Source organism: Paenibacillus sp. JJ-100 (assembly GCF_948329825.1).
Lineage (GTDB): Bacteria > Bacillota > Bacilli > Paenibacillales > Paenibacillaceae > Paenibacillus.
The window spans coordinates 577402-599104 of record NZ_CAOJCM010000002.1 but is presented as its reverse complement, the minus strand read 5'-3'; the positions used below and the strand labels follow the sequence as shown (position 1 = coordinate 599104).

The 21703-nt window shown below is 44.1% G+C and carries 21 protein-coding genes; 14 read left to right on the top strand and 7 right to left on the bottom strand.

The features are described 5' to 3' along the window. The first annotated feature begins 255 nt into the window (after nt 1–255). Together PQG66_RS09410 and PQG66_RS09405 are read left to right on the top strand one after the other, a co-directional pair. Nucleotides 256–1125: a DMT family transporter gene (locus PQG66_RS09410; RefSeq protein WP_272037428.1), complete on the top strand. Its 870-nt coding sequence runs from the start codon at nt 256–258 to the stop codon at nt 1123–1125. A 260-nt stretch (nt 1126–1385) separates the two neighbouring features. Then, on the top strand, nt 1386–3281 hold the full coding sequence (locus tag PQG66_RS09405) for a beta-N-acetylhexosaminidase (protein ID WP_272037427.1): 1896 nt from the start codon (nt 1386–1388) through the stop codon (nt 3279–3281). A 583-nt stretch (nt 3282–3864) separates the two neighbouring features. Here PQG66_RS09405 and PQG66_RS09400 read toward each other — a convergent pair. Together PQG66_RS09400 and PQG66_RS09395 are read right to left on the bottom strand one after the other, a co-directional pair. Further along, nucleotides 3865–4098, bottom strand: coding sequence for a hypothetical protein (locus PQG66_RS09400; RefSeq protein ID WP_272037426.1), 234 nt, complete (start codon nt 4096–4098; stop codon nt 3865–3867). Beyond that, nucleotides 4095–5132, bottom strand: coding sequence for a nucleotide-binding protein (locus PQG66_RS09395; protein WP_272037425.1), 1038 nt, complete (start codon nt 5130–5132; stop codon nt 4095–4097). The genes PQG66_RS09400 and PQG66_RS09395 overlap by 4 nt, the downstream gene beginning before the upstream one ends. Nucleotides 5133–6047: 915 nt before the next feature. On the opposite strand from PQG66_RS09395, the gene PQG66_RS09390 reads away from it, so the two are divergent. Next, a complete protein-coding gene (locus PQG66_RS09390) occupies nt 6048–6776 on the top strand; it encodes a YitT family protein (protein ID WP_272037424.1) in 729 nt (242 codons plus the stop codon). A 209-nt stretch (nt 6777–6985) separates the two neighbouring features. On the opposite strand, the gene PQG66_RS09385 is transcribed toward PQG66_RS09390, so the two are convergent. Beyond that, complete coding sequence (locus tag PQG66_RS09385) at nt 6986–7354, bottom strand: DUF2188 domain-containing protein (protein WP_272037423.1); 369 nt, start codon at nt 7352–7354, stop codon at nt 6986–6988. A 194-nt stretch (nt 7355–7548) separates the two neighbouring features. Here PQG66_RS09385 and PQG66_RS09380 point away from each other — a divergent pair, with 194 nt between their 5' ends. From PQG66_RS09380 to PQG66_RS09370, 3 genes are all read left to right on the top strand, one after another. Beyond that, nucleotides 7549–8352, top strand: coding sequence for a lipid II flippase Amj family protein (locus PQG66_RS09380; RefSeq protein WP_272037422.1), 804 nt, complete (start codon nt 7549–7551; stop codon nt 8350–8352). Nucleotides 8353–8520: 168 nt separating this feature from the next. After that, the gene (locus PQG66_RS09375) at nt 8521–9114 is read left to right on the top strand and encodes a TetR family transcriptional regulator C-terminal domain-containing protein (RefSeq protein ID WP_442955090.1); all 594 of its coding nucleotides are present in this window, start codon (nt 8521–8523) and stop codon (nt 9112–9114) included. 82 nt (nt 9115–9196) lie between these two features. Further along, nucleotides 9197–10435, top strand: coding sequence for an MFS transporter (locus tag PQG66_RS09370; RefSeq protein ID WP_272037421.1), 1239 nt, complete (start codon nt 9197–9199; stop codon nt 10433–10435). 235 nt (nt 10436–10670) lie between these two features. On the opposite strand, the gene msrA is transcribed toward PQG66_RS09370, so the two are convergent. Together msrA and PQG66_RS09360 are read right to left on the bottom strand one after the other, a co-directional pair. Next, a complete protein-coding gene (gene msrA, locus PQG66_RS09365) occupies nt 10671–11633 on the bottom strand; it encodes a peptide-methionine (S)-S-oxide reductase MsrA (RefSeq protein WP_272037420.1) in 963 nt (320 codons plus the stop codon). 166 nt (nt 11634–11799) lie between these two features. Then, entirely contained in the window at nt 11800–12411 is a 612-nt protein-coding gene (locus tag PQG66_RS09360; protein ID WP_272037419.1) for a TVP38/TMEM64 family protein, read from the bottom strand. Nucleotides 12412–12644: 233 nt separating this feature from the next. On the opposite strand from PQG66_RS09360, the gene PQG66_RS09355 reads away from it, so the two are divergent. Both PQG66_RS09355 and PQG66_RS09350 read left to right on the top strand, forming a co-directional pair. After that, nucleotides 12645–13583 (top strand): Gfo/Idh/MocA family protein, encoded by a 939-nt coding sequence (locus PQG66_RS09355; protein WP_272037418.1) that lies wholly within the window; start codon nt 12645–12647, stop codon nt 13581–13583. An 86-nt stretch (nt 13584–13669) separates the two neighbouring features. Next, the gene (locus tag PQG66_RS09350) at nt 13670–13984 is read left to right on the top strand and encodes a hypothetical protein (RefSeq protein WP_272037417.1); all 315 of its coding nucleotides are present in this window, start codon (nt 13670–13672) and stop codon (nt 13982–13984) included. Between the two features lie 118 nt (nt 13985–14102). Here PQG66_RS09350 and PQG66_RS09345 read toward each other — a convergent pair whose 3' ends face one another. Beyond that, complete coding sequence (locus PQG66_RS09345; RefSeq protein ID WP_272037416.1) at nt 14103–14921, bottom strand: AraC family transcriptional regulator; 819 nt, start codon at nt 14919–14921, stop codon at nt 14103–14105. 193 nt (nt 14922–15114) lie between these two features. On the opposite strand from PQG66_RS09345, the gene PQG66_RS09340 reads away from it, so the two are divergent. From PQG66_RS09340 to PQG66_RS09315, 6 genes are all read left to right on the top strand, one after another. Then, the gene (locus tag PQG66_RS09340) at nt 15115–16227 is read left to right on the top strand and encodes a Gfo/Idh/MocA family protein (protein WP_272037415.1); all 1113 of its coding nucleotides are present in this window, start codon (nt 15115–15117) and stop codon (nt 16225–16227) included. 163 nt (nt 16228–16390) lie between these two features. Further along, a complete protein-coding gene (locus tag PQG66_RS09335; protein ID WP_272037414.1) occupies nt 16391–17359 on the top strand; it encodes a sugar phosphate isomerase/epimerase family protein in 969 nt (322 codons plus the stop codon). Nucleotides 17360–17382: 23 nt separating this feature from the next. After that, a complete protein-coding gene (locus PQG66_RS09330) occupies nt 17383–18111 on the top strand; it encodes a ThuA domain-containing protein (RefSeq protein ID WP_272037413.1) in 729 nt (242 codons plus the stop codon). A 327-nt stretch (nt 18112–18438) separates the two neighbouring features. Beyond that, nucleotides 18439–18735 (top strand): winged helix-turn-helix transcriptional regulator, encoded by a 297-nt coding sequence (locus tag PQG66_RS09325; protein ID WP_442955089.1) that lies wholly within the window; start codon nt 18439–18441, stop codon nt 18733–18735. Between the two features lie 184 nt (nt 18736–18919). Further along, nucleotides 18920–19645 (top strand): hypothetical protein, encoded by a 726-nt coding sequence (locus tag PQG66_RS09320; protein ID WP_272037411.1) that lies wholly within the window; start codon nt 18920–18922, stop codon nt 19643–19645. A 199-nt stretch (nt 19646–19844) separates the two neighbouring features. Continuing rightward, the gene (locus PQG66_RS09315) at nt 19845–20561 is read left to right on the top strand and encodes a hypothetical protein (RefSeq protein ID WP_272037410.1); all 717 of its coding nucleotides are present in this window, start codon (nt 19845–19847) and stop codon (nt 20559–20561) included. Between the two features lie 127 nt (nt 20562–20688). Here the strand turns inward: PQG66_RS09315 and PQG66_RS09310 are convergent, their stop codons facing one another. Next, nucleotides 20689–21405 (bottom strand): Crp/Fnr family transcriptional regulator, encoded by a 717-nt coding sequence (locus tag PQG66_RS09310; protein WP_272037409.1) that lies wholly within the window; start codon nt 21403–21405, stop codon nt 20689–20691. Nucleotides 21406–21703: the final 298 nt, after the last annotated feature.

The following is a 21703-nucleotide window of genomic DNA, read 5'->3' as shown; positions in this document are numbered from 1 at the left end:
TATAGAACAGTGAAAGTGAACTGGTCGTCTTTCTTTAGATTATTTACATGAGATTAACCGATATGGGGTAAATTATAAATTACATTATTTTATTACCATTTGTATATGTAGAGGCATGGAACTATGATAATAATACAAAGAAGTGACGGTAGTACCGGATCTTAGCGCAATAGACCGCGTACCTAAACAGAGGGGGTCTATTTTTTTCGTTAGAAAACCAAATTTACATTATGGAATGAAGGATGATTAATTATTATGCAAAAAGCCTATATTTGGCTCATTTTTTGTGTCGTAGTATGGGGAAGCAACTTTGTATTTGGCAAAATTTTAGTTCAGGACTTCTCACCAGCTCTGTTAACCTCATTAAGACTTCTATTTATTGCATTATTATTAGTAGCCATATCGGCTTATACTAAACGTTTCAAGTTAGTAAAAAAAGCAGATTTATTTTCAATTATAGTTTTAGGTGTTATTGGTGTATTTATAAATCAATGGTCTTTCTTTGTCGGCTTGCAAACTGCTGATCCAACGACATCTGCATTAATTCTAGCAACAACACCTATATTAACTAGCGTTTTAGCAGCTATATTTTTAAAAGAACAATTAACGATCCGTATGCTATTCGGCTCCATTATTGCAATTGTAGGTATTTATTTTGTTGTAGCTAAAGGGAGTTTATCATCATTGCAGCTTGATATAGGTCTCGCATGGATTGTTGTGACCATGGTAACCTTTGCAATCATGATTATTATGACTAGAGTACTCTCTCAAAGAATGGATCCGCTTACGATTACTTTATATTCGAATGTTGTGGGCTTTATTGTATCGATTCCGTTTGCCTTTTCACTGGACGTTCCCTTAAGAATAAGCGTTGATTTCTCAGATTGGGCCTTGCTAATCGGAACGGCTATTGTTGTACATGGCATAGCAACACTTATATGGAATAACAATATTCGTCATGTAAATGCCTCAAAGGCATCGATATTGTCTAATTTAGAGCCTTTTGTAGCCATGATTTTTGGATTAATATTACTGCACAAACCAATTACAGGTATAGAAGTGCTAGGATCTTTATTTATTGTAGGCGGAGTTGTATTATCTACTTATCAGTGGAAAAAGGGATAAGCTCGAGTCTCCAAACTAGCTGGGGCTGCGGATTTTGCGATTCATCCCACTTCAATCATACGTTTCGCAATACTTTCAAAACATCTCCAAACGATTATCGTAAAAGTATCAAAAATACAAAAAAAAGGAGTCATCCCTACATTGTTAGATCATTAATAATTAAATACGATTGTAAATATCATAATATTAATGTAACCTGCCGGGATCTGATTGTGACCTAAAAATAGACCGTGGCAGGATTCTTTGGGAGGTTGCTTGCGATGAAATTAAAATTATTTGGCTTGAATGAAAAGTTGATATCGGGTGTCATAGAATTACTACCATTACTAGATGTAGAGCTATCAGACGAAGGGATTCCCGTTAATTTTACGAAGACAGAAGCGCTGGGTATCCATATTCAATTTGATGGTAGTTCTGGTACTGTTCAATATCAGAACGATTATGAATGTTTCCGTGCACTTGGTTTAATCATTGAGGGGATAAAGAAAAAGAGTGGCCCTTTTGAAATTAAGGAAAGTCCTGCTTATGAGCAGCTTGGTGTCATGTTCGATTGCTCGAGAAATGCGGTACTAAAGGTAGACACGTTTAAAAAATTGATTAAGCGTCTCGCATTAATGGGCTATAGCACGGTACAACTATATACAGAGGATACTTATGAGATCAAAGAGTACCCTTACTTTGGGTATATGCGTGGCAGATATAGTGGGGAACAAATGAAAATGATGGATCAGTATGCGAATCAGTTTGGCATCGAACTTGTTCCTTGCATTCAGACATTGGCTCATTTGGGAACAGCGCTGAAGTGGAGTGCTTTCTCAGATATCGTGGATTGTAATGATATTTTATTGATTGATGAAGAGAAGACCTACCAACTGATCGATAGCATGTTTCGAACAATGTCAGAAAATGTATCAAGTCGAAGAATCAATATCGGCATGGATGAAGCACATATGATGGGGCTTGGCAAATATCTCGACAAGCATGGTTATCAAGAAAGATCGGCGTTGATGTTAAAGCATTTTGGCAAAGTGATGGAAATTGCGAGAGGGTATGGTTACCGGCCGATGATGTGGAGCGATATGTTCTTCCGACTGGCCAGTGGAGGAGAATATTATGATACGAATAGTCCGATCAGACAAGAGGTAATCGAGATGATTCCGGATGATATTTCTTTAGTCTACTGGGATTACTATTCTGTTGAACCGGAGAAATATGATGGGATGTTGAGAAAGCACAAACAGCTGAGTGATCAGATCATTTTTGCTGGTGGAGCTTGGAAATGGATGGGCTTCTCACCGAATAACCAATTTAGTAAATACATTGGGGAGATGGCACATGAAAGCTGCATGAATCAAGGGATTAAAGAAGTATTGATTACCGCCTGGGGAGACAATGGAGCTGAAGCTTCGATCTATTCGATCCTTCCAACGTTGCAGTTGTGGGCAGAGCTTAGTTATGCAAACTGTGCTCAATCGGAGTACTTGCAAGAACGCTTCGCAACTTGTGTAGGCGGCAGTTACGATGATTTCATGCAGCTGGATGCGACGATGCTGGTACCTGACAATGCTGCGGATAACGTTCATTCCATCAACCCACCTAAGTATTTGTTGTACCAGGATATTATGAGTGGTTTGTTTGACAAACATATTATACCGAAAGCTTACGCCGAGCATTATCGGAATTGTGCGGAACAATTCGAACAATGTGCTGCTCGTAATCCAGAGTGGAAACAGCTATTTCAGACTCAATATGCCTTAAGTAGATTGCTTGAACTTAAATGCGATGCAGGAATTGACATTCGGAATGCTTATTTGCGTGAAGATCTGGATGTATTAGCGGAGTATTGCCATACCAAATTACCTGAATTAAAACAAAGAGCTGAGCAATTCATAACAGCGTACCATGCACAATGGTTAGAAGAGAACAAAATATTTGGGTTGGATGTCTTTGATCTACGAATGGGTGGACTTGTACAGCGCATTCAAACAGCAATGAGTCGGATTCATGCTTATTTAGAAGGAACTGTTACGGAACTGGAAGAACTGGAGCAGGAAATTCTCTATTTCGATGGCAATGATCATGATGGGGGAACGAGAGCGATTAGCGCCAATTTATGGCACACGATTGCAACGCCTTCTGTCATCGCTGGTGTATAAAATCAAGAAAATACCCGTTAAACGTTTAAAAAAGGGGCAGTACTATAAGTCATAAAATGGCTTATAGTACTGCCCCTTTTTCTTGGTGCGCCCGACGTGGTTAATAACTTGGCGATGAAAGGTCGGCTACATAACTAATAATTAGCCTCCTACTCGATTCAGAAGAGGCACTCCATATGGTGTGATACGAATGGTATGCTACATTAGTGATTTTGAGATAAATGGATTTTATTTGTTATTTACAGAACATTTGTTCTTGTTGTATGATTGAAATATGAAATTGTTCATCTCAGAGCTTCGAGCAGGGTAAACTTCTCTTCCGACCTGACAAATTGGACAACCCTGCTCCAAAATAAGGTATAATATTTGGGTTTTGCAGGAAACCTAAGGTCATATACAAATGGATGTTGGATAAGGGAAAGGCTATTATCCTGAAAAAAACATTTAAGCCCAGCCATGGGCGGCTGGGCCTGAATATATACTGCCGATACAGCGGCAGTCAGAATTAGTTCAAGTAAGGGACTTAGAAGTAGCTTAAGCTCTAAATATAAATAAGCAAAGGTTTAAACGCTAGTACCCAAGATTAAGCCAGATATTGAGGCTTTTCGTAATAGGCCTCTTTTTCTAGAATGACCTTGTAAGGACGCTCCTTGCCTTTGAGTGATGGGCCGATCGTAATAAGCGGCACCGCCGGTTTGTGGAAACGATCGTCTTCCTTGGGTTCCGGAACCGGTCGTGATGAATCAGGCGCAGAACTAAGGCGAACTTTTTTTTCGCTGCCCCAGCGCTTGCTTATTTTTTTCATTTCCGGTTTCATTCCGGTTCGCCTCCTAACAGGTCGTTGATGGCGTTAAACAGTTGACGATTTTGCAAGTCAATGTGCTGAAATACCGCCTCATCTGCTTCAATATGACCAACTATGTGAACAGTAATTACATACCTCTTGGCTACAGGATAGCATAGCAGATACTCTTTCTCAAGGTAATCGTCATACAGATTTACTTTGATTTTGTTCTCACGGTATGAATCGACAACGAGAATACGTTTAGGGTCATCCGGCGGTTTATCATCATTTGCGGATAAATCATATTTTCTACCAGGCTCTCCAACGTTACCACATAACTGTTCGATGTAACCATTACCATCAGTGCGATAGATGGCCGTACCGCGGACAGTAAAGGGTGGATGCGAGACAAATGCGCTTCGTAGTGCATCACTCATGCGTTCCAGCATCTGGTCGTCTGCTTTGCGTGTACGTAGTAATTCCCTAAAGAAACGCAGCAGTTTGATTAATTGCAATCGTGCTTGATCCTCGGAATGTCTGTGCATCTCGATGATACGCTCGGCCTCAGGATCACTCCACCGACCTTGTGCTTCAATACTGTCTGCAATCTTCGAACAGGCCACCGATACGGCTGGAGCCCACTTTCCGTCAGAACGAATCTCATATACGAGCGGATTCAATCCCAATAGATCGGTGGGCATCCGCAGACCTTCGACTTTGGTAGCATCCTTAATGTCTGTAATGCCCTCAGGAAGTATGAAAAAAATACGCTTTCGTCCCAGACGCCCCATGAATAGGCCCATTTCAAGCATTGTATTATCCCGAACCGATGCGTAGTACTTCCCACGAATCTTGGATATGTCATCCGGATGAAAGATAAAAATAGCAAAATCCGTTGTGCGTACCTCGGCTTCCAGATCATCCATAGTATAGCTGCTTGGATTAAATACCCCCGAATACCACGGGGTAACTTCAGCTGAAAAACGCAGATTTTCGTGTACAGCGGCTGCAATCGGCTTCGCTTCCAGCGAACAGCCAATAAAGACTCTTGGCTTTAACGTTTTCATCACTCCGCCTCGCTTAAACGGTAATGGGATTCAATTGTTATATTATACCATAAAAAGCAGAGTAAGTCTGGAAACGTTTAGATTCGATGAACGATACGATATGCTATAGTGTATGTGCGTAAGGAAAAGGATTCCTTTGCTCATGACCAAAAAATAAAAAAAGGCCTGTAATTGTCACAGTTGGGTGACTGCACTGTTATATTTAAAACCTTCGGTCATAGAATAAAGGAGCAGATAGCACTATTCGTAAGCTTTGCTTATTCCGGTGTGCCTGTATGACGTCTGGAGCGGTTCAATAGCTGCTTTATGCGTGATTTTGCTGGGTTGCTTGTTTAGACCCGGTCAGATTGGTGTTATATAATAGAAGTATAAGCAAGTTAGCTCTGGTGCTTAAATCAAAATGGAACGATGTACATTTTGAGTCACGTTTGAACTTATATTCACACAGGAACGAAGAGTGCAGAACCCATCTGGAGAAGCGAAGCGTTCGCGTGTATCACAGGATTTTTCCTTTTGAAAAAAGGAATCAAAAAAATCCGGGGATAACAGCGATCGTAAGAGGCTACTGCAATCGAAGTGGTTAAGTGTGAAACAAGGTGTTCAAAATTTCGTGCCTCGCTGTAATATCCATTTGTTTTAACCAAGCACAGCTAACCAAAAAACACAGAAAGGATCAGGATACCATGAGTCCCCGAAGGACAATCTCCCTAAGGACAATCTGGAAACGTTACGATCTCTCATACACATAGCGCCCCTTGTAGAGTACACCAACCGTATTATCGAAAACGGCTGACTCTGCGAAAGAGGGGATTGGAATGAATATTCGAAGGACGAACACGATGATTTCTTCCAGGCTTGCCTTTTGCAGGGTACGGTCGGTCTAAAAAACCAATCTACAATTGCGAGGGAACCTGTATGAAGAGAACATCGTCAACCTTACAAAACGTCAAAACAGAAGCGATCAAGTTCGCGATTATGCTACTTGGTACATTTATTCTGGCATTTACTTATTATCACATTAACTTTCAGAATCATTTATCGGAGGGCGGATTTGTCGGTCTGGCCCTGCTCGGAAAATATGCAACGGGTCTATCGCCGGCAATCGGCATGTTGCTACTCGACATTCCTGTTATGATTCTGGCCTGGTTCATTAAAGGCTGGAAATTCATGATCCAAGCTTTGCTTGGTGTGGGTGCATTTTCCCTATTCTACGACGGCTTTGAGCGATACTCCACACTGGTGATGAACTTTAACGGAAATCTGTGGATTCCTGCGGTATTGTCCGGCATACTAACCGGTATCGGAGCAGGAATTGTGCTTCGCTTTGGTGGAGCGACAGGCGGAGATGATATTCTCGCTGTGCTCGTTAGTCGTTGGAAAGGATGGAAGCTGGGAACGGTTTTCTTTGTCAGTGATGCGTTCGTTCTAGGACTGTCACTACTCTTTCTTCCGGTAAAAGAAACTTTATATACAATTCTGGCTGTATGGATTGCGAGCAAAATGATTACGTATGTGGTCAGTGTGCCGACTCGCGGTTCGGTGGTTACCACATCCGCTGTCAAATTACCGATTCCTTCGGTTGCTACCAAAGCGGTTAATGCAGCTACACCACGGACTTCTGTAGCTCGAGGCGTAACGCATTGAGCTTAGATCCAGCACAACATATGACGTATAGTATTCAATATATCTAGGCTGGCTCAAGCCTTAACTGGTTTGAGTTCAGGTTGGAATTGGATAGGAAATCCCTTTTGTCTGCTAACTCCGCAGCAAGAGGGATTTTTTTGGTATACATACGGAAAGCTTATTAATATGCTCATTAATAAAAGAGATAAATGAACGGTAGGAGACGCAAATTACGGTCTAAGAGAACGAGCAATTTGTCCATCCTGATTATGAATGATCGCTTGAATATGCTCTTTACGACTCCATTCTTTGGCCGCATCGATCGCTTCTGCTTTGGTGTCATAGGTGGAGTGATAGTCTGATGAGCCTTCTTGTTTAATGGCCCAACCTGATTCGGCAGGTACGACATGGATTTTGTTGTCCTGATCGTCAGGATGATTCTCATCCCATTCCTCTGCCTTGGCCGTTGCAATGGCAATGGCGCGTCCTTCCTCGTACCCGTCTTCAAGCAGGGCGTTAGCGATTTCAATCGCTTTGTGCCGAACACGGGGCTCCAGATTTTTCATCGATACGGGGTAATCTTGTTTATTCCATGGCATAGGTGTTCCCTCCAATATTGTATAGGTTATAGTTTATTACCCTCCAAAACCTGAGATAAACGTGAGTAAGAATTCCAAGTCCCCTTAAGCCAGAACCTGTTTCCTATACTTTCGAGATTGATGGGCGTATAATACGTGGATGAGCAATTTGGATAAATTTACATAGTGAAATGAATAAAAAGGAGTTTGTACATATGTTCAGTTTAAGTCTTGCTCTACCGATGGTATTCACCATGCTGATTCATGCAACAGATAGTTTGTCGTATGCCCTACGCCTTGGTGGTTTGCGTACTCGTCGAATTGCACTGGCCATATCACTGGCAGGTATTTTGCTCTTGGTCTCCCGCACCTCCAACATGGCACAGGGGCCCATGATCGGCAGTCTGGTAGATGCTGCGACTCGTGGGTCCAACCCGTATTTTGCGGCACAGCTTCACTGGTTGATGGGTGCAGCAACGCTGGGAACGGCCTTAGCCATACTCTGCTTCCCGACGATGGTCAAGCTCTCATCCAGAATGGTTGTGCATTTTGAAGCGGCTGGCTCCATCCCCGTTATGTTCAGGCAATTGCTGAAACGAAGTAAACTCCGTAATGCAACATATTACATCACTCCGCCGTCGTGGGAGATGGCCAAACGTTTGGTACAGCACGGCATGCCAAGGCGGTTAATGCTGCTCAACGTAGCCGTGACTGCCATTTACACCACAGGTGTATTATCCAGTTTATATGCGGCATATCTGTATCCGGGCCAAGCTGTTGCTGCATCGCAATCGACAGGACTCATTAATGGCATGGCAACGATTTTACTTACCATTCTCGTTGACCCACGTATTTCACTACTTAGTGACCGTTCCCTGCGTGGTGAGATTCGGCTTAATCGCATGAACCAGATTTATGGTTGTATGCTGATTTCCAGGCTATTTGGTACAGTTGTGGCTCAGCTTCTGTTGATTCCTTTGGCATATTGGATTGGCTGGGTTGTGAGCATGATGTACTGATCGTTTCAATTCAAGTTTTCGTACAACCAAGTCGAGTCATTGTTAGGCATTCCATTCGATCCAGAAGTGAGAAGGGATGCCTAAACCCTTTATCATTGATTGACAGGAAAAATACACCATGCTACTATTAGACCGGATAGTCGGTTTAATTTAAAGGAGAGAATTATCATCGAAGTCAAACGGAGAAAAGACGTGGCTCAGATCAAGAAAGACATTGCACGTAATACCAAAGAGCTATTTGCCCAGAAGGGATATGGAGCCACTTCGATGGAAGACATATGTACCATTAACAATCGGAGTAAAGGCAGCATTTATTATCATTTCAAAAGCAAAGAAGAGCTGTTTATGTATCTCATCAAGCTGAATAACGAGGACTGGATGAATGAATGGCTTGAGAAGGAGTCGCGGTACAAGACAACTGTAGAGAAACTGTACGGACTAGCTGACCACTACGTGGATGACTTGGCGAATCCGCTGAATCATGCCATTAACGAATTTGTCTCGGGTCAGGTCGTAAGTAAGGAAATGATGGACGATATGCTCTCCCTGATTCGAATACCCTATGCAACCTATGAGCGGATTGTATCTGAAGGTATACGTGATGGTGAATTGAAACAAGAAAGCCCGCATGACATGATGCATATTATTAACGGTTTGTTTAACGGACTAAGCACCCTCTATTATGAAAAAGATCTGGATGAAATTCGGCGTTTGTATCACATCGGAATAACGAGTCTGCTCGCAGGCATCCAGCAACGTTAACGAAAGAAAGCTGATATTCTATCAGTTTTTCTTTTTGAATATTAACAAACCGGACAGTCGGTTTAAAAAAAGGAGATGAAGTATGAATAGCTTATTAAAAAACAGAGCTTTTCTTATCATTACCGGGTCAGATCTGCTGCAAAACCTGGCGATATGGATACGGAATATGGCCATCCTCTATTACATTATGGATCAGACACAAGGGGACCCGGTTGCCATCTCCCTGATTACCGTACTGGAGTATGCTCCGATCTTTGTATTTTCTATCATAGGCGGTGCGCTGGCTGATCGCTGGAATCCCAAACGAACTATGATTATAGGGGATATTCTCAGTGCTTTATCCATTGTAATGATTATTACCATTTTAAGCTCGGGATACTGGGAGGTGCTGTACGCTGCAACGCTGGTTTCCTCCATCGTCAGTCAGTTTTCTCAACCCTCATCGGTCAAAATTGTCAGAAGGAATGTCAGATGCGAAAATGTACAGTCGGCGATTGCTATAACGCAAAGCTCAAACTCGCTTTTCCTTATTTTAGGGCCAGTTGTAGGTACGTTTATCTACACCTCCATGGGCATACAGACATCTATGGTGGTGCTGCTGATCTTATTTCTTGCATCTGCCGTTCTGCTGACGTTTCTCCCCAAGGATACTGCCCAGCGGGAGACAGATAATTCTCTATTAGCAGATATTAAAGAAGGATGGCATTACGTCACTCAATCCCGTTCACTTAAAATGCTCGGCTTGGTGTTTGCCTGTGTGGGCCTTTCTGCAGGTTTGATTAATCCGCTGACGATTTTTCTGGTGACGGAACGATTGGGTCTGGAGCAGACCGCATTGCAGTTTCTGTCGGGTGCATCTGGATTTGGTTTGCTCATCGGCGGGGTAATCGCTGCGGCTGTTAGCAGCAAGCTGAATCAAACGAAGACGTTAATCGTTGGATTGTTGTGTCTTGCTTTTACGATGCTCGGCGAGGTGTTGTCCAGTTGGCTCTGGTTAACAATGGGTCTTACCTTCTTAAGCTCCATTAGTCTGGCGTTTATCAATATCATTATTTCTTCCTACATGGTCAGCCGGATTGATGAACACCTGATTGGCAGAGTGAATGGAACGATTACTCCGTTATTTATGGGAATGATGCTGATGGGGTCTTCAATGGCTGGAGTGATCATGAATCAGACTTCGCTGATTTTTGTATATGTACTCTCGGTAGCCATCATGCTCGTGAGTATGATTCCGGGTCTAAGAGTCCAGTTTAACGATGGTGAGAGCACGGTTGAAGGTAGCAAGCAGGCAGAAACGGAGGCAGCTCTATCCAACTAAATCCGTCATCCCCTTTATAAGTGTAACAGAGTGATATGAAATTTAGGTGCAAAATGAGAAGGAAAGCGAAGTAAAGTACGGGGAGGAACGGAGGATTGGATTTATCGAATGTATCGAAGCGTATCTGTTATTTCTAAAGCAAAGGAGCAACGGGATCAACCCGCTGCTCCTTTGCTGTTTATCCTGTGCAGATTATTCTGGACAGATTATCCTACATCGTTGTTTCTAACCTGATTTATTCAAACAGAAAGCGATATTCGCCGTAACCTTCTTTTTGAAGATCCTCTTTCGGTATAAAACGAAGTGCGGCGGAGTTAATGCAATAACGCAAACCGCCTGCTTCCGCAGGACCATCCGGGAATACGTGTCCCAAGTGGGAGTCACCTTCACGGCTGCGAACTTCGGTACGAATCATGAAATGGCTAAGATCCGTTTTTTCCTTCACGTTATAGTCTCGAAGTGGACGAGTGAAACTTGGCCAGCCGCAACCCGAATCATATTTATCGGTAGAACTAAACAGCGGCTCACCAGATACGATATCCACATAGATGCCATCTCCGTGATGATCCCAGAATTCGTTATGGAACGCTGGTTCCGTAGCATTGTTCTGTGTTACCTCATACTGTATCGGAGTCAGGCGCTCTTTTAGCTCACTTTTATCCACCTTGCCCGACCAGTTACGTTCAATAAAGTCCTGACGGCCTGAACCTTTGCTATACCGTTTGTAGTGAGCAGGGTTCTTCCGATGATAGTTCTGGTGATGCTCTTCTGCCTCATAGAACGGTTTCGCGGGTAGAATAGGTGTGAAGATAGGTTTGTCAAAACGTCCGCTCTGTTCCAGAGCCGCCTTGGAAGCTTCAGCGATCTTGCGCTGTTCCTCACTGTGATAGAAGATTGCCGTCTGATAAGATGAACCGCGATCGTGGAACTGACCGCCTGCATCTGTCGGATCAATCTGCTGCCAGAAGAGCTCGACCAGTTTCTCATATGGGAAAATGGACGGATCAAACGTGATCTGTACCGCCTCCACATGACCTGTTGTCTCCGAGCATACTTCCTCATACGTAGGATTCTCGGTATGTCCACCTGTATAGCCCGAAACGATTTTATGAATACCGGGCAGTTCCTCAAAAGGGGATACCATACACCAGAAGCATCCGCCTGCAAATGTTGCTAACTCCAATGACTGTTGTTCCATGCTATATTCACTCCATTTCTGATGAAGATATCCGGCGATCTGCCGTTTGAATCATTTAGTCAGACCAAAAATTGGACTTACACTTCTATTATATCCCGAATGGTCAAGTCAACCAAACCAACCACGTAAGCAAGCATGAATTAGAACGGAGAACGTCAATAGATCTTCAAGCTTTTTTGCGTGACCGATAACGGAACAATAAGAAGATCATAGCCATAACGATCATGTATCCAGCCAATATCCCCAAACTCAGCCAGATGGATGATCCAGCCTGTGCCCCTGCATAAGCAAACACAAAGATAGCAGGCATCTTACCAATGGCCGTTGCGACCATGAACACCCAGAATGGTGTAAATGTAATACCTGCATAGATGTTGACTGCCATCTGGGGGACGACGGGGAGTAAACGCATGGTCATCACCCCCATGAACGGGTGTGCCTCCATCCAGGCCGTGAAGCGATTCAACCCGCGTATGCGTTCGAGATAGACCCGAGCCTGCTGGCGGAAAATCGTTCTTGCTCCAACATATACGAGTATTGCCGCAAGCGTTGTCCCAAGCCAGCAAATCCATGCGGCCATGGTCATGCCGTAGCTATACCCAAAAGCAATAATAACAACTTTATACGGGATAACAGGAACGAGGGCAAACAACGTCGCCATAGAAAGTAAAAGCGGAATGGACTGATGGTCATCGGCCCAGGCCAGCAGTTCATATCTGTAAATAAACGTGACTCCGGCTAGTAAAACATAAACGAGGAGCCATAACCATTTTTGCAAAAGTCAAACGCTCCTTTCAGTTCAGACCCTTATATAACGGCCAGATTCATCCGGGTCTGCAGCCCATTTTCAGTTTACCACGGTAGACTGTCTGTGAACATGTAGACACCTGTTATAATAGGGATCACTGGCAAGTTGAAAGCGGAGAGGTTACACTATAGGACGTAGAAAGTGATAAGCCAGAATTAGGATAAGACTGACGAATGAATATAGTTGAAGGTGGAATGTTCTTCATGGAAACGATCAAGCGTACCCGAATTGCTATTATTGGACTTGGAGGGATCGCACGTAAAGTATATCTGCCACTACTCTCTGCCCATCCACGTGTAGAAGTTGTTGGCATTATGAACCGCTCACCTGAACCGGTAAAAGAGATTCAGCAGGTGTATCGGATTGAACGAGGCACAAGCGATCTGAAAGAGCTTCTGTCCTGGGAGCTGGATGCAGTATTTGTACATACAGCAACGGAATCCCATTTTGAGATTGTGATGGCGTGTCTGGAGAAGGGACTGGCGGTTTATGTGGACAAACCGTTATCTTACACACTTCGGGAGTCCGAAGAGATGACTGCCTTCGCTGAGGCACAGGGGTTGCTACTCGCTGTAGGGTTCAACCGCAGATTCGCTCCCATGTATCGGAAAGCAAAAGAATGGATGCAGGGCGGAAAAGGGTATGAAACACTTACCTTGACCAAACACCGTACCGGTGTGCAGAATCGTCCAGCCGCAGAAACCATCTATGATGATCTCATTCATATGTTAGATCTGATGTTATGGTACGCAGATCACGATGTACAACTGGTTCACCAGTGGCTTCGCCAAGATGAGGAAGGCCGGTTGTTGCACGCAAGTGGAACAGCCAAACAAAGCAAAACGGCAATCGCCCGGTTCGATATGATTCGTTCCGCAGGTGCTGACTTGGAAAAGGTAGAGCTGCACGGCGGAGGAAGATCGGTCGAAGTGGTCAATATGGATACGGCTCTGTATGCAGAACAGGGAAAGCATGAGATGAAAGAGACGTTTGGAAGCTGGGACACCGTTCTGGAACGTAGAGGTTTTGTCGGAGCTGTAGATCATTTTCTTGATTGCCTGGATACACCGGATGACTGCTTGATTAGCGCCAGTTATGTAATGGATAGCCATGAGCTTGCGGAGCAGTTGATTCGAGGTTAGGTTGAATAACATTCTTTCCCTAAGAAGAGCTGTTTTTTTGGGGGATTATTTTGATCAGATATCAGATAAAGGAGCGCAAACTAAGCATGGATGAGTACCAAAAAGAACGTAACAAGCAAATTGAAGAAGCTGTCATTGAGTCTTACAAGCAGGAAGAGGAGATGATGATCCTGGTCTTTGCTCAGTGGTGTGTGAATAACGGACTTGACCCAGCAGAGTTGTACATGCAAGCATATCCGGATCAGCAGAGCAATGAGCGGTTGCAGCAGGTGCAGAAGCTCATTGTATCCAAGGAGGAAGCCGGAGATATTCCAGACGATACCGTGCTTGGTGTACTGTCTATGTTTGGCAACGACGACCTCGCTATGGTGGTGTCCGAGGCCATCGCCGCGCGCAAATAAGCTGTATGACATGTAGATTAATCTCTTACATGCCAAATTGGTTTAGTAATCGAACGGATTCGTAATGAACCGGATTCGTAATGGATTAGAGGTTACATCACTCACATCAATGACATCGTTACATCTGTTCCCGGTGAATGAGACGAAATTCCTTTGGCGACATGCCGAACCGGGAACGGAACACACGATGGAAATATGTATAATTGTTAAAGCCGGAAGATTCGGAAACTTGCTCTAAAGTCATGGGACTGAAAATAATCCGTTCTCTCGCCATGTTAAGCCGTACATCCAGCGTGTATTGCATAATGCTTTTGCCGAATGTTTCTTTAAAAAGATGCACACCCCGCGAGACGCTGATACCCAGATGTGTTGCCACATCTTCCAGTTTGAACAAGGAAGAAGCATTTTCTTCAATATAATTTTTAATTTCGTAAGCGACATAATTCGTTTTTGCATTCGTCGGATGCTCGGATAATAATCGATCCACTTCCAGACACAGAATACGCATGTAATAACTCGAAATCTCAGGATATGGATTGGATAGGCGGCGCTGCTCCAGAATCAGCTGTCGAAACAGAGTTAACAGACTCTCGGACAATTCAACCTTGATTCGAGTCGGTCGTTTATGGCGTTTCCACCATTCATCCACCCAGGAACCATTGAAGAAAATATGATAGTCTCCACTCTCCACAAGCCGCTCCCCCATAGGATTGTACTCATTGTCTATTCTCAGTTCATAAGGCTCATCCGGTTCAAAAAGAAGCAGATCTCCTGCGTCCACCATGGACATGGAGCCATCAATGCGAGCACGGCAGCGTCCATCGGTTTGCAGTCGCATCAGGTAGTTTTTCACCCCGTCCAGTTGGACCATGCTGTAGGGTTTACGATGGAATGAAAATCCAGCTGTAAGAACTTGGCAGGAAAAGTCAGTTGGCATAAGTATACTCCTTGTGTGAATTTAAAAATTATGACCAAATAGTTCATGTTTCAATCATATTATTCATTTTAATTGAAGCGCAAACAGAATACCATAGACTTAGAGTTGAGCGCTATTAACAGATTAGCGTTCCAACAAGCATTTTGAACAGCTGAACATTAGCTCTTACTTGCGTAAGGAGATGAACATCATCGTGGAGAAAATGAAAGCAGGTATTATCGGTTGCGGCAATATCAGTGCGATTTACTTAGAAAATCTTAAAACGAATCCTCATATCGAAGTTGTGGCGGTCGCTGACCTGATCCGCGAGCGTGCTCAGGAGCGGGCAGATGAATTTAATATCGCAAACGTTTACAATGTAGATGAGTTGTTACAAAACGATGAGATTGAGCTTGTGCTGAACCTGACGGTTCCCGGCAGTCACGCCATAACTGATCTCGCTGCTCTGGAAGCAGGCAAGCATGTGTATGCAGAGAAGCCGCTGGCCATCTCACTGGAAGATGGCCGCAAAGTCGTTGAGCTTGCTGAGGAAAAAGGATTGTACGTTGGCTCTGCGCCGGACACGTTCCTTGGCTCAGGCATCCAGACTGCTCGTAAAGCGATTGAAGACGGTTTGATTGGCAAGCCAATTGCAGCAACGTCCTTCTTCATGGGTGGAGGGCCTGAAGCCTGGCACCCTGATCCTGAGTTTTTCTATATGGCAGGGGGAGGGCCGATGTTTGATATGGGGCCATATTATTTGACGGCTCTCATTACACTGCTTGGCCCGATCCGCCGGATCAGCGCGTCTGCAGGAATTCAGATCCAGGACCGCAAGGTTGGCTCAGGCCCCAAAGAAGGCACTATGCTTCGTGTAGAAACACCGACCCATTTGGCTGGAACGATTGATTTTGCTGATGGGGCCATCGTGACGATGATCACGAGCTTCGACATCCGCGGTGCTTCGGATCTACCGTTTATCGAAATCTACGGTACAGAGGGCACACTTAGTGTTCCTGATCCCAACTTCTTTAATGGTGAAGTCAAAATTCGCCGCTATGGTAAAGAGACATGGGAGACGGTCAAACCGGAATTCGAGAGCGGTCATAATGAGAGAGGCATCGGTGTGACCGAGATGGTGGAGTCGATTCGCGCTGGACGCGAACACAAAGCAAGCGGCAAGTTAGCATACCATGTGCTTGAGGCCATGCATGCTTTTCAGCGTTCTTCTCTGGAAGGCAAGCACATTCACCTGGAGAGCACCTATGATCGCGTTGTAACAACCCATATCAGTCATTCCGAGAATGAGGCACCTGCTTCTCCATAATGGGGCTTTGTTTAGAAAATTCATTATGAGATATGTTTAATTTTCGGGATAGAATGATGTTTGTTTTTCCACAATAACTAAACAAGCTAGAGAACGGAACAGCACGAACAGACATAGCCAAACCAAGCAATTATACATTATCTAAATCAGGGAGGAATTGCACTTGAAACTCGGCGTATTTTTGGTACTATTCGGTGGACGTAAATTAGAGGATGCTCTTGACTATGTAGCTTCCAAGGGACTCAAAGCAGTCGAAATCGGAACAGGTGGACATCCAGGAAATGCTCATTGTAAGCCAGACGAATTGTTAAGTAACCCTACAGCGCTCAAAAACTTCAAGAACGCGGTGGAATCACGTGGTTTGACAATCAGTGCCCTTAGCTGCCACGGTAACCCGTTGCATCCGCAAAAAGACATCGCCAAAGGCTTCCACGATGATTTCGTGAAAACAGTAGAGCTGGCTGAGAAGTTGGAAGTACCTGTTGTGAATACATTCTCTGGCTGTCCAGGTGACCATGAAGATGCGAAATATCCGAACTGGCCTGTTGCGCCTTGGCCGAATGATTTTCAAGAAATTTTGAAATGGCAATGGGAAAACAAAGTCATTCCTTACTGGACTGAATGGGGTAAATTTGCTGCTGATCGTAATGTAAAAGTGGGTCTGGAACTGCATGGTGGCTTCTCGGTACACACACCAGCAACCTTGCTAAGACTGCGCGAAGCAGCAGGCGAAGTGATTGGGGCTAACCTTGATCCAAGTCACATGTGGTGGCAAGGAATTGATCCGGTGCAGGCGATTCACATTTTGGGTCGTGAAAATGCTATCCATCATTTCCATGCTAAAGACACTACAATCGATCCAGTGAACGTGAACAAACACGGGGTAACAGATATGCAGGATTATACCAACATGTTGGATCGTGCTTGGCAGTTCCGTTCTGTTGGCTACGGACATGATAACAAAACGTGGGCAGACATTATGAGTGCCCTGCGTCTGGTTGGATATGATTATGTCGTAAGTATTGAACATGAAGATGGTCTGATGTCGGTAGAAGAAGGATTTTCAAAAGCCGTACAAAATCTCCAGCAAGTATTAATCGAAGAACCGCTGGGAGATATGTGGTGGGTTTAGAGCTATACTAGGGGGAATTGAATATGATTAACGTCACCATTTGGAATGAGTTTGTCCATGAGAAAATACATGATGAAGTAAAGGAAGTTTATCCGAACGGTCTACACTGTGCACTTGCGGATGGACTTGGCGGCGAAGGATTTGCGATTCGAACAGCTACACTAGATCAGCCTGAACACGGTTTGAGTGATGAAGTGCTGAATTCCACAGATGTGCTTATATGGTGGGGACATATGGCGCATGATCGTGTCAGCGATGAGATTGTACAGAAGGTTACCCAGCGCGTGTTGAATGGTATGGGCATGATTGTGCTTCATTCTGGTCATTTCTCAAAGCCATTCAAGGCGTTAATGGGCACAAGCTGTGATCTCAAGTGGCGAGTAGCAGATGAACAGGAGATCGTCTGGTGTGTCAATCCATCACATCCTATTGCTGAAGGCATCGATGCTAAAATTGTGTTGGAAAAAGAAGAAATGTATGGTGAATTCTTCGATATTCCAGTGCCGGATGAGCTGGTGTTTGTGAGCAATTTCCAGGGTGGCGAGGTATTCCGGAGCGGATGCACATTCCGCCGTGGAGAAGGTAAAATCTTCTACTTCCGACCTGGACACGAGACGTACCCAACATATTACAATCGGGAAATTTTGAAAGTGATCAGCAACGCTGTAAAATGGGCCTACCCTACCCGTAACTCGAAGCCGCAATATGGTAAGAGTGAACCTGTAAGACCAATTGGTGGCGTGCTGGTCTAAGGCACAGCTTTATTCAATGGACATTCGTCATAAAGTAGCACGAATAACAGGAACCCTTTTCCCAAAGTCGCTTGACTGTGGTAGAAGGGTTCTTTTTGGGTAATATAAGAGTAGTCGTTGTTAAATAACAATTAGATGGTTAGCTGTAAAAACATGTTGTATACTGAACATATAGAGTTAGCTTTGAATTTCGCTTCTTTAAATTTGAATTTTTTTGAGACAGGCGTTTTCTTTATAACTCAAATGTGTTATTATGAAATATACTAACAAAACGTAAGCTGAGTGATCTCTAAAGAGGTGATTAAAGTGGAAGACCAAGATCTGCGGATGTGTCCGCGCTTTGAGACGGCGTTTTCCTTTTTGGGCAAGCGCTGGAACGGTTTGATTATTCAAACGTTGATGAGTGGTTCAAAGCGATTCAAAGACATCTCCAATCTGATCCCATCTATGAGTGACAAAATGTTATCAGAACGGATGAAAGATCTGGAGAGTGAAGGTATTCTGGTGCGTCATGTATACCCGGAAACGCCGGTTCGAATCGAATATGAGCTGACCGAAAAAGGCAAGGCATTGCAACCTGTTATGAATCAGATTCAAGACTGGGCAGAGCAATGGGTGGAATAAAGATTGGCGGATTTTGCTTGTAGTAAGACAAAAGCTCTTGATTTCCAGTGAAATCAGGAGTTTTTTGTTTTCTAACACAGCTTAGATGCTACTTTTTCTTGAGTCTGTGCACATGTTGTCATGAGATGTAGTATAATCTATAGAAAATGGCCGCAGACGGCCGGAGCGAAGGAGGCCACTTGTCATGAGAGAAGAAAGCTTATCCAGTGAAATACGCTACGGCAAACAAGATATCGCAGAACTTGAGAGCGCATCCATTCAGGTTCATCTGATTTATCAGAAAACAGCCGAACTGTTCAAACCTTCGACAGACTCACATTGGGGTGCTGACAACCTTGTTCATGTAGAAGATGAGTTATTGAACACCGCTGGCCCTGGGTCGTCTCCGGCAGTGCTGCAAAAATGGATCCAGGCCCCTGACGGTTGGAAATGCATTGGCTATGAGCTGCGGATGCCGCACCGGGCAGATCATCTAAGGAAGCCCCAGAGCGATCGTCTTTGTCTAAAGGCAGGCAACGGTAAATATGTCCAGATTGAAATGATGATTCAGGCACTCGTTTGGTCACAATATGAAAAAATTCGCATGTTAGCACCTTGGCTTGGAGATGAGCTGTTTTATACAGTGGATGAACTGGAAGTGATCGCACGATATATTGTGCCCACGTATTTCTCGGATCGTCCATTCCATGAGCAGGGCAAGTTGTTTAAAGTTCATCAGCCCTGTGGGCATGTTCCGCTGTACCAAGAATACGTAGCTGCTCCATCCTGTTGTGTACAGGTAGATGGTGCACTTCGTAAAGGACGTTTGCTTACAGGTGTTTTTGTGTCAGGCGCACAAACGTTTGAAATCAACCCGTATGTGAAAGATGTAGACGGAGGCCGTACCTATATGCAAGCTTATATTCAATAAGTTGTTAGCAGTAGAATAAGATGAATGCTTGGCTAACGAGAGGGCCTTCATGCAGGCTCTCTTTTTTTCTATAGATGATGTACATATTAGGCGAATCACAAAAGTAACGGCTTTGACACTTTTTTTTATCGAAAAATATGACATAATAGTGGGTATGGACAACAGGGTGAATGATTTTACGCAGGGTGGTGTTACCTACATGATGAAGAAAATTCCCGGTTATATAAGTCTATGTGTGCTTGTTCTCTTATTCCTTACGGGGTGCACCAGAGAACCACAGCCTTCCGAGCAGCCGGTTGTCTCCGAGAAAGATTCAGCGAATACCATTACGGTTGCCATTGATGGTAGTACCTTTTTACCTGATGCTACGAAATCCATTAAACGGGATTTTAGTGAAGGAATGACGCTCAAAAAGGCGTTGTATAACAGCGGGCTGGTGGATTTTACGGCAGACGGCAAACGGATTCAATCGGTTGGAGAGGTATCACTTGATTCATCTTTAATCTGGGCGGTAAAATTGAACGGCAAGGATATTGAACCTGAAAACTGGAATACGGAGCTTCATGCCAAAGATGAAGTGGTCATATACGTCAAAGCTGCTGACAGCGGAGGAGAAGGTGTTGTATATCAGACAACCCTTCTGAAGGTTAGCGGTGGTAGTGTTAAACCGAATTTGAATCGGCAATATGCTGGTATTTATGTACAAGAATGCACTGTTCGTGACGTATTAAAGTCCAGTGGGGTTGTGCGGCTGTCGGAGAATAACAAATTCGTTGTTGCGGTCGAAAATATTATGCCCCGTATGAATGAGCGCTGGGTGATTAAAGTCAATGACAAAGAATTAATAGAGAATGGATTAGATATGAAATTAGGTCCACGTGATGCGGTGAAACTGGAGTTAATCAGCGTATCTTAGCATATAGAAGAGAGCACAAAAAGCCCACGGTTTTGAATTGGGCTTTTTTTACGTTCTGCGTTAAGTTGCTTCTAACTTGTTCCAAACCGTGATTAAACACGAAGACAGGTCTGGATAATGTTCATCATCAGATGCGGCAGATTTCATTCGGGCACAGTTCGCAGTGACAGATACCTTGCAGCATCTTTAGGTCTTTGATCACGATCATGCCGTTGTCATACTCGATGGCATCTTTTTTGCGAAGGTCACTGAGCATGCGGTTCACACTTTCACGGGTAGCTCCAATCATATTGGATAGATCCGTGTGGGTAATTTTTTTATGAATAATCACATGATCACCATGCGGTTCCCCATAGGAATTCGACAGTCGGATCAAGGTAGAACAGAGCGCTCCGGGTTTGCCGTATAACATTAAATCTCGGAACTTCGTCTGTGTCAGACGGTGGTGAATGCCCATCCACTTCATGAAATCAATCGCAAAGTCACAGTGCTGACAGATTAACATTTCCAGATCTTTGTGTTCTAGCACTCCAATCTCGCTGTCTTCCAGGACTTCCGCCGAGAAGCTGTGTCTGGAGCCGAAAAAAGGATCAGCCTGCCCGATCATATCACCTGTCTGATACATGTACATGATCAATTCCTTGCCTTCGTCCGTAGATTTGGTAATCTGGGCACGTCCCCGTTTCATATAATAAAGCTTGTCAGAGACGTCACCTTCCCAGTATAAATGGGTTCCTTCCGGGTAAGTGCGGTCTTTCATCGTAACGAGCAGATGATTAAAGTTCACTTCCGAGAAACAGCTGGTGTTGCCGCGTTTTTCCAGTACGTTTGTTTGTTCTCTCATACGTTGATCTCCCCTTCATCTCCCCGGTCTGGCGAGTGATAGCTACATATAGCCCCCGAGGTTCGCCGCAAATTGTGCCATCCTGATCAGGGCATTCCTGTCTGTTTGGAGGTACGGTACAAATTGCGGTGGTTCAATTTTTAAGTTCAGTATATACCTAATCTCACCGTTTGAGGGGCATGGGAAGCCTGCAAAAATGACGAAATTCCAAACATTGTGATTAAATTCACTTTCGGAAGGGGAGAATAAGGCAAATGATGTACTATTTATAATAGAACGTGAAATGTCACGCCAAAAG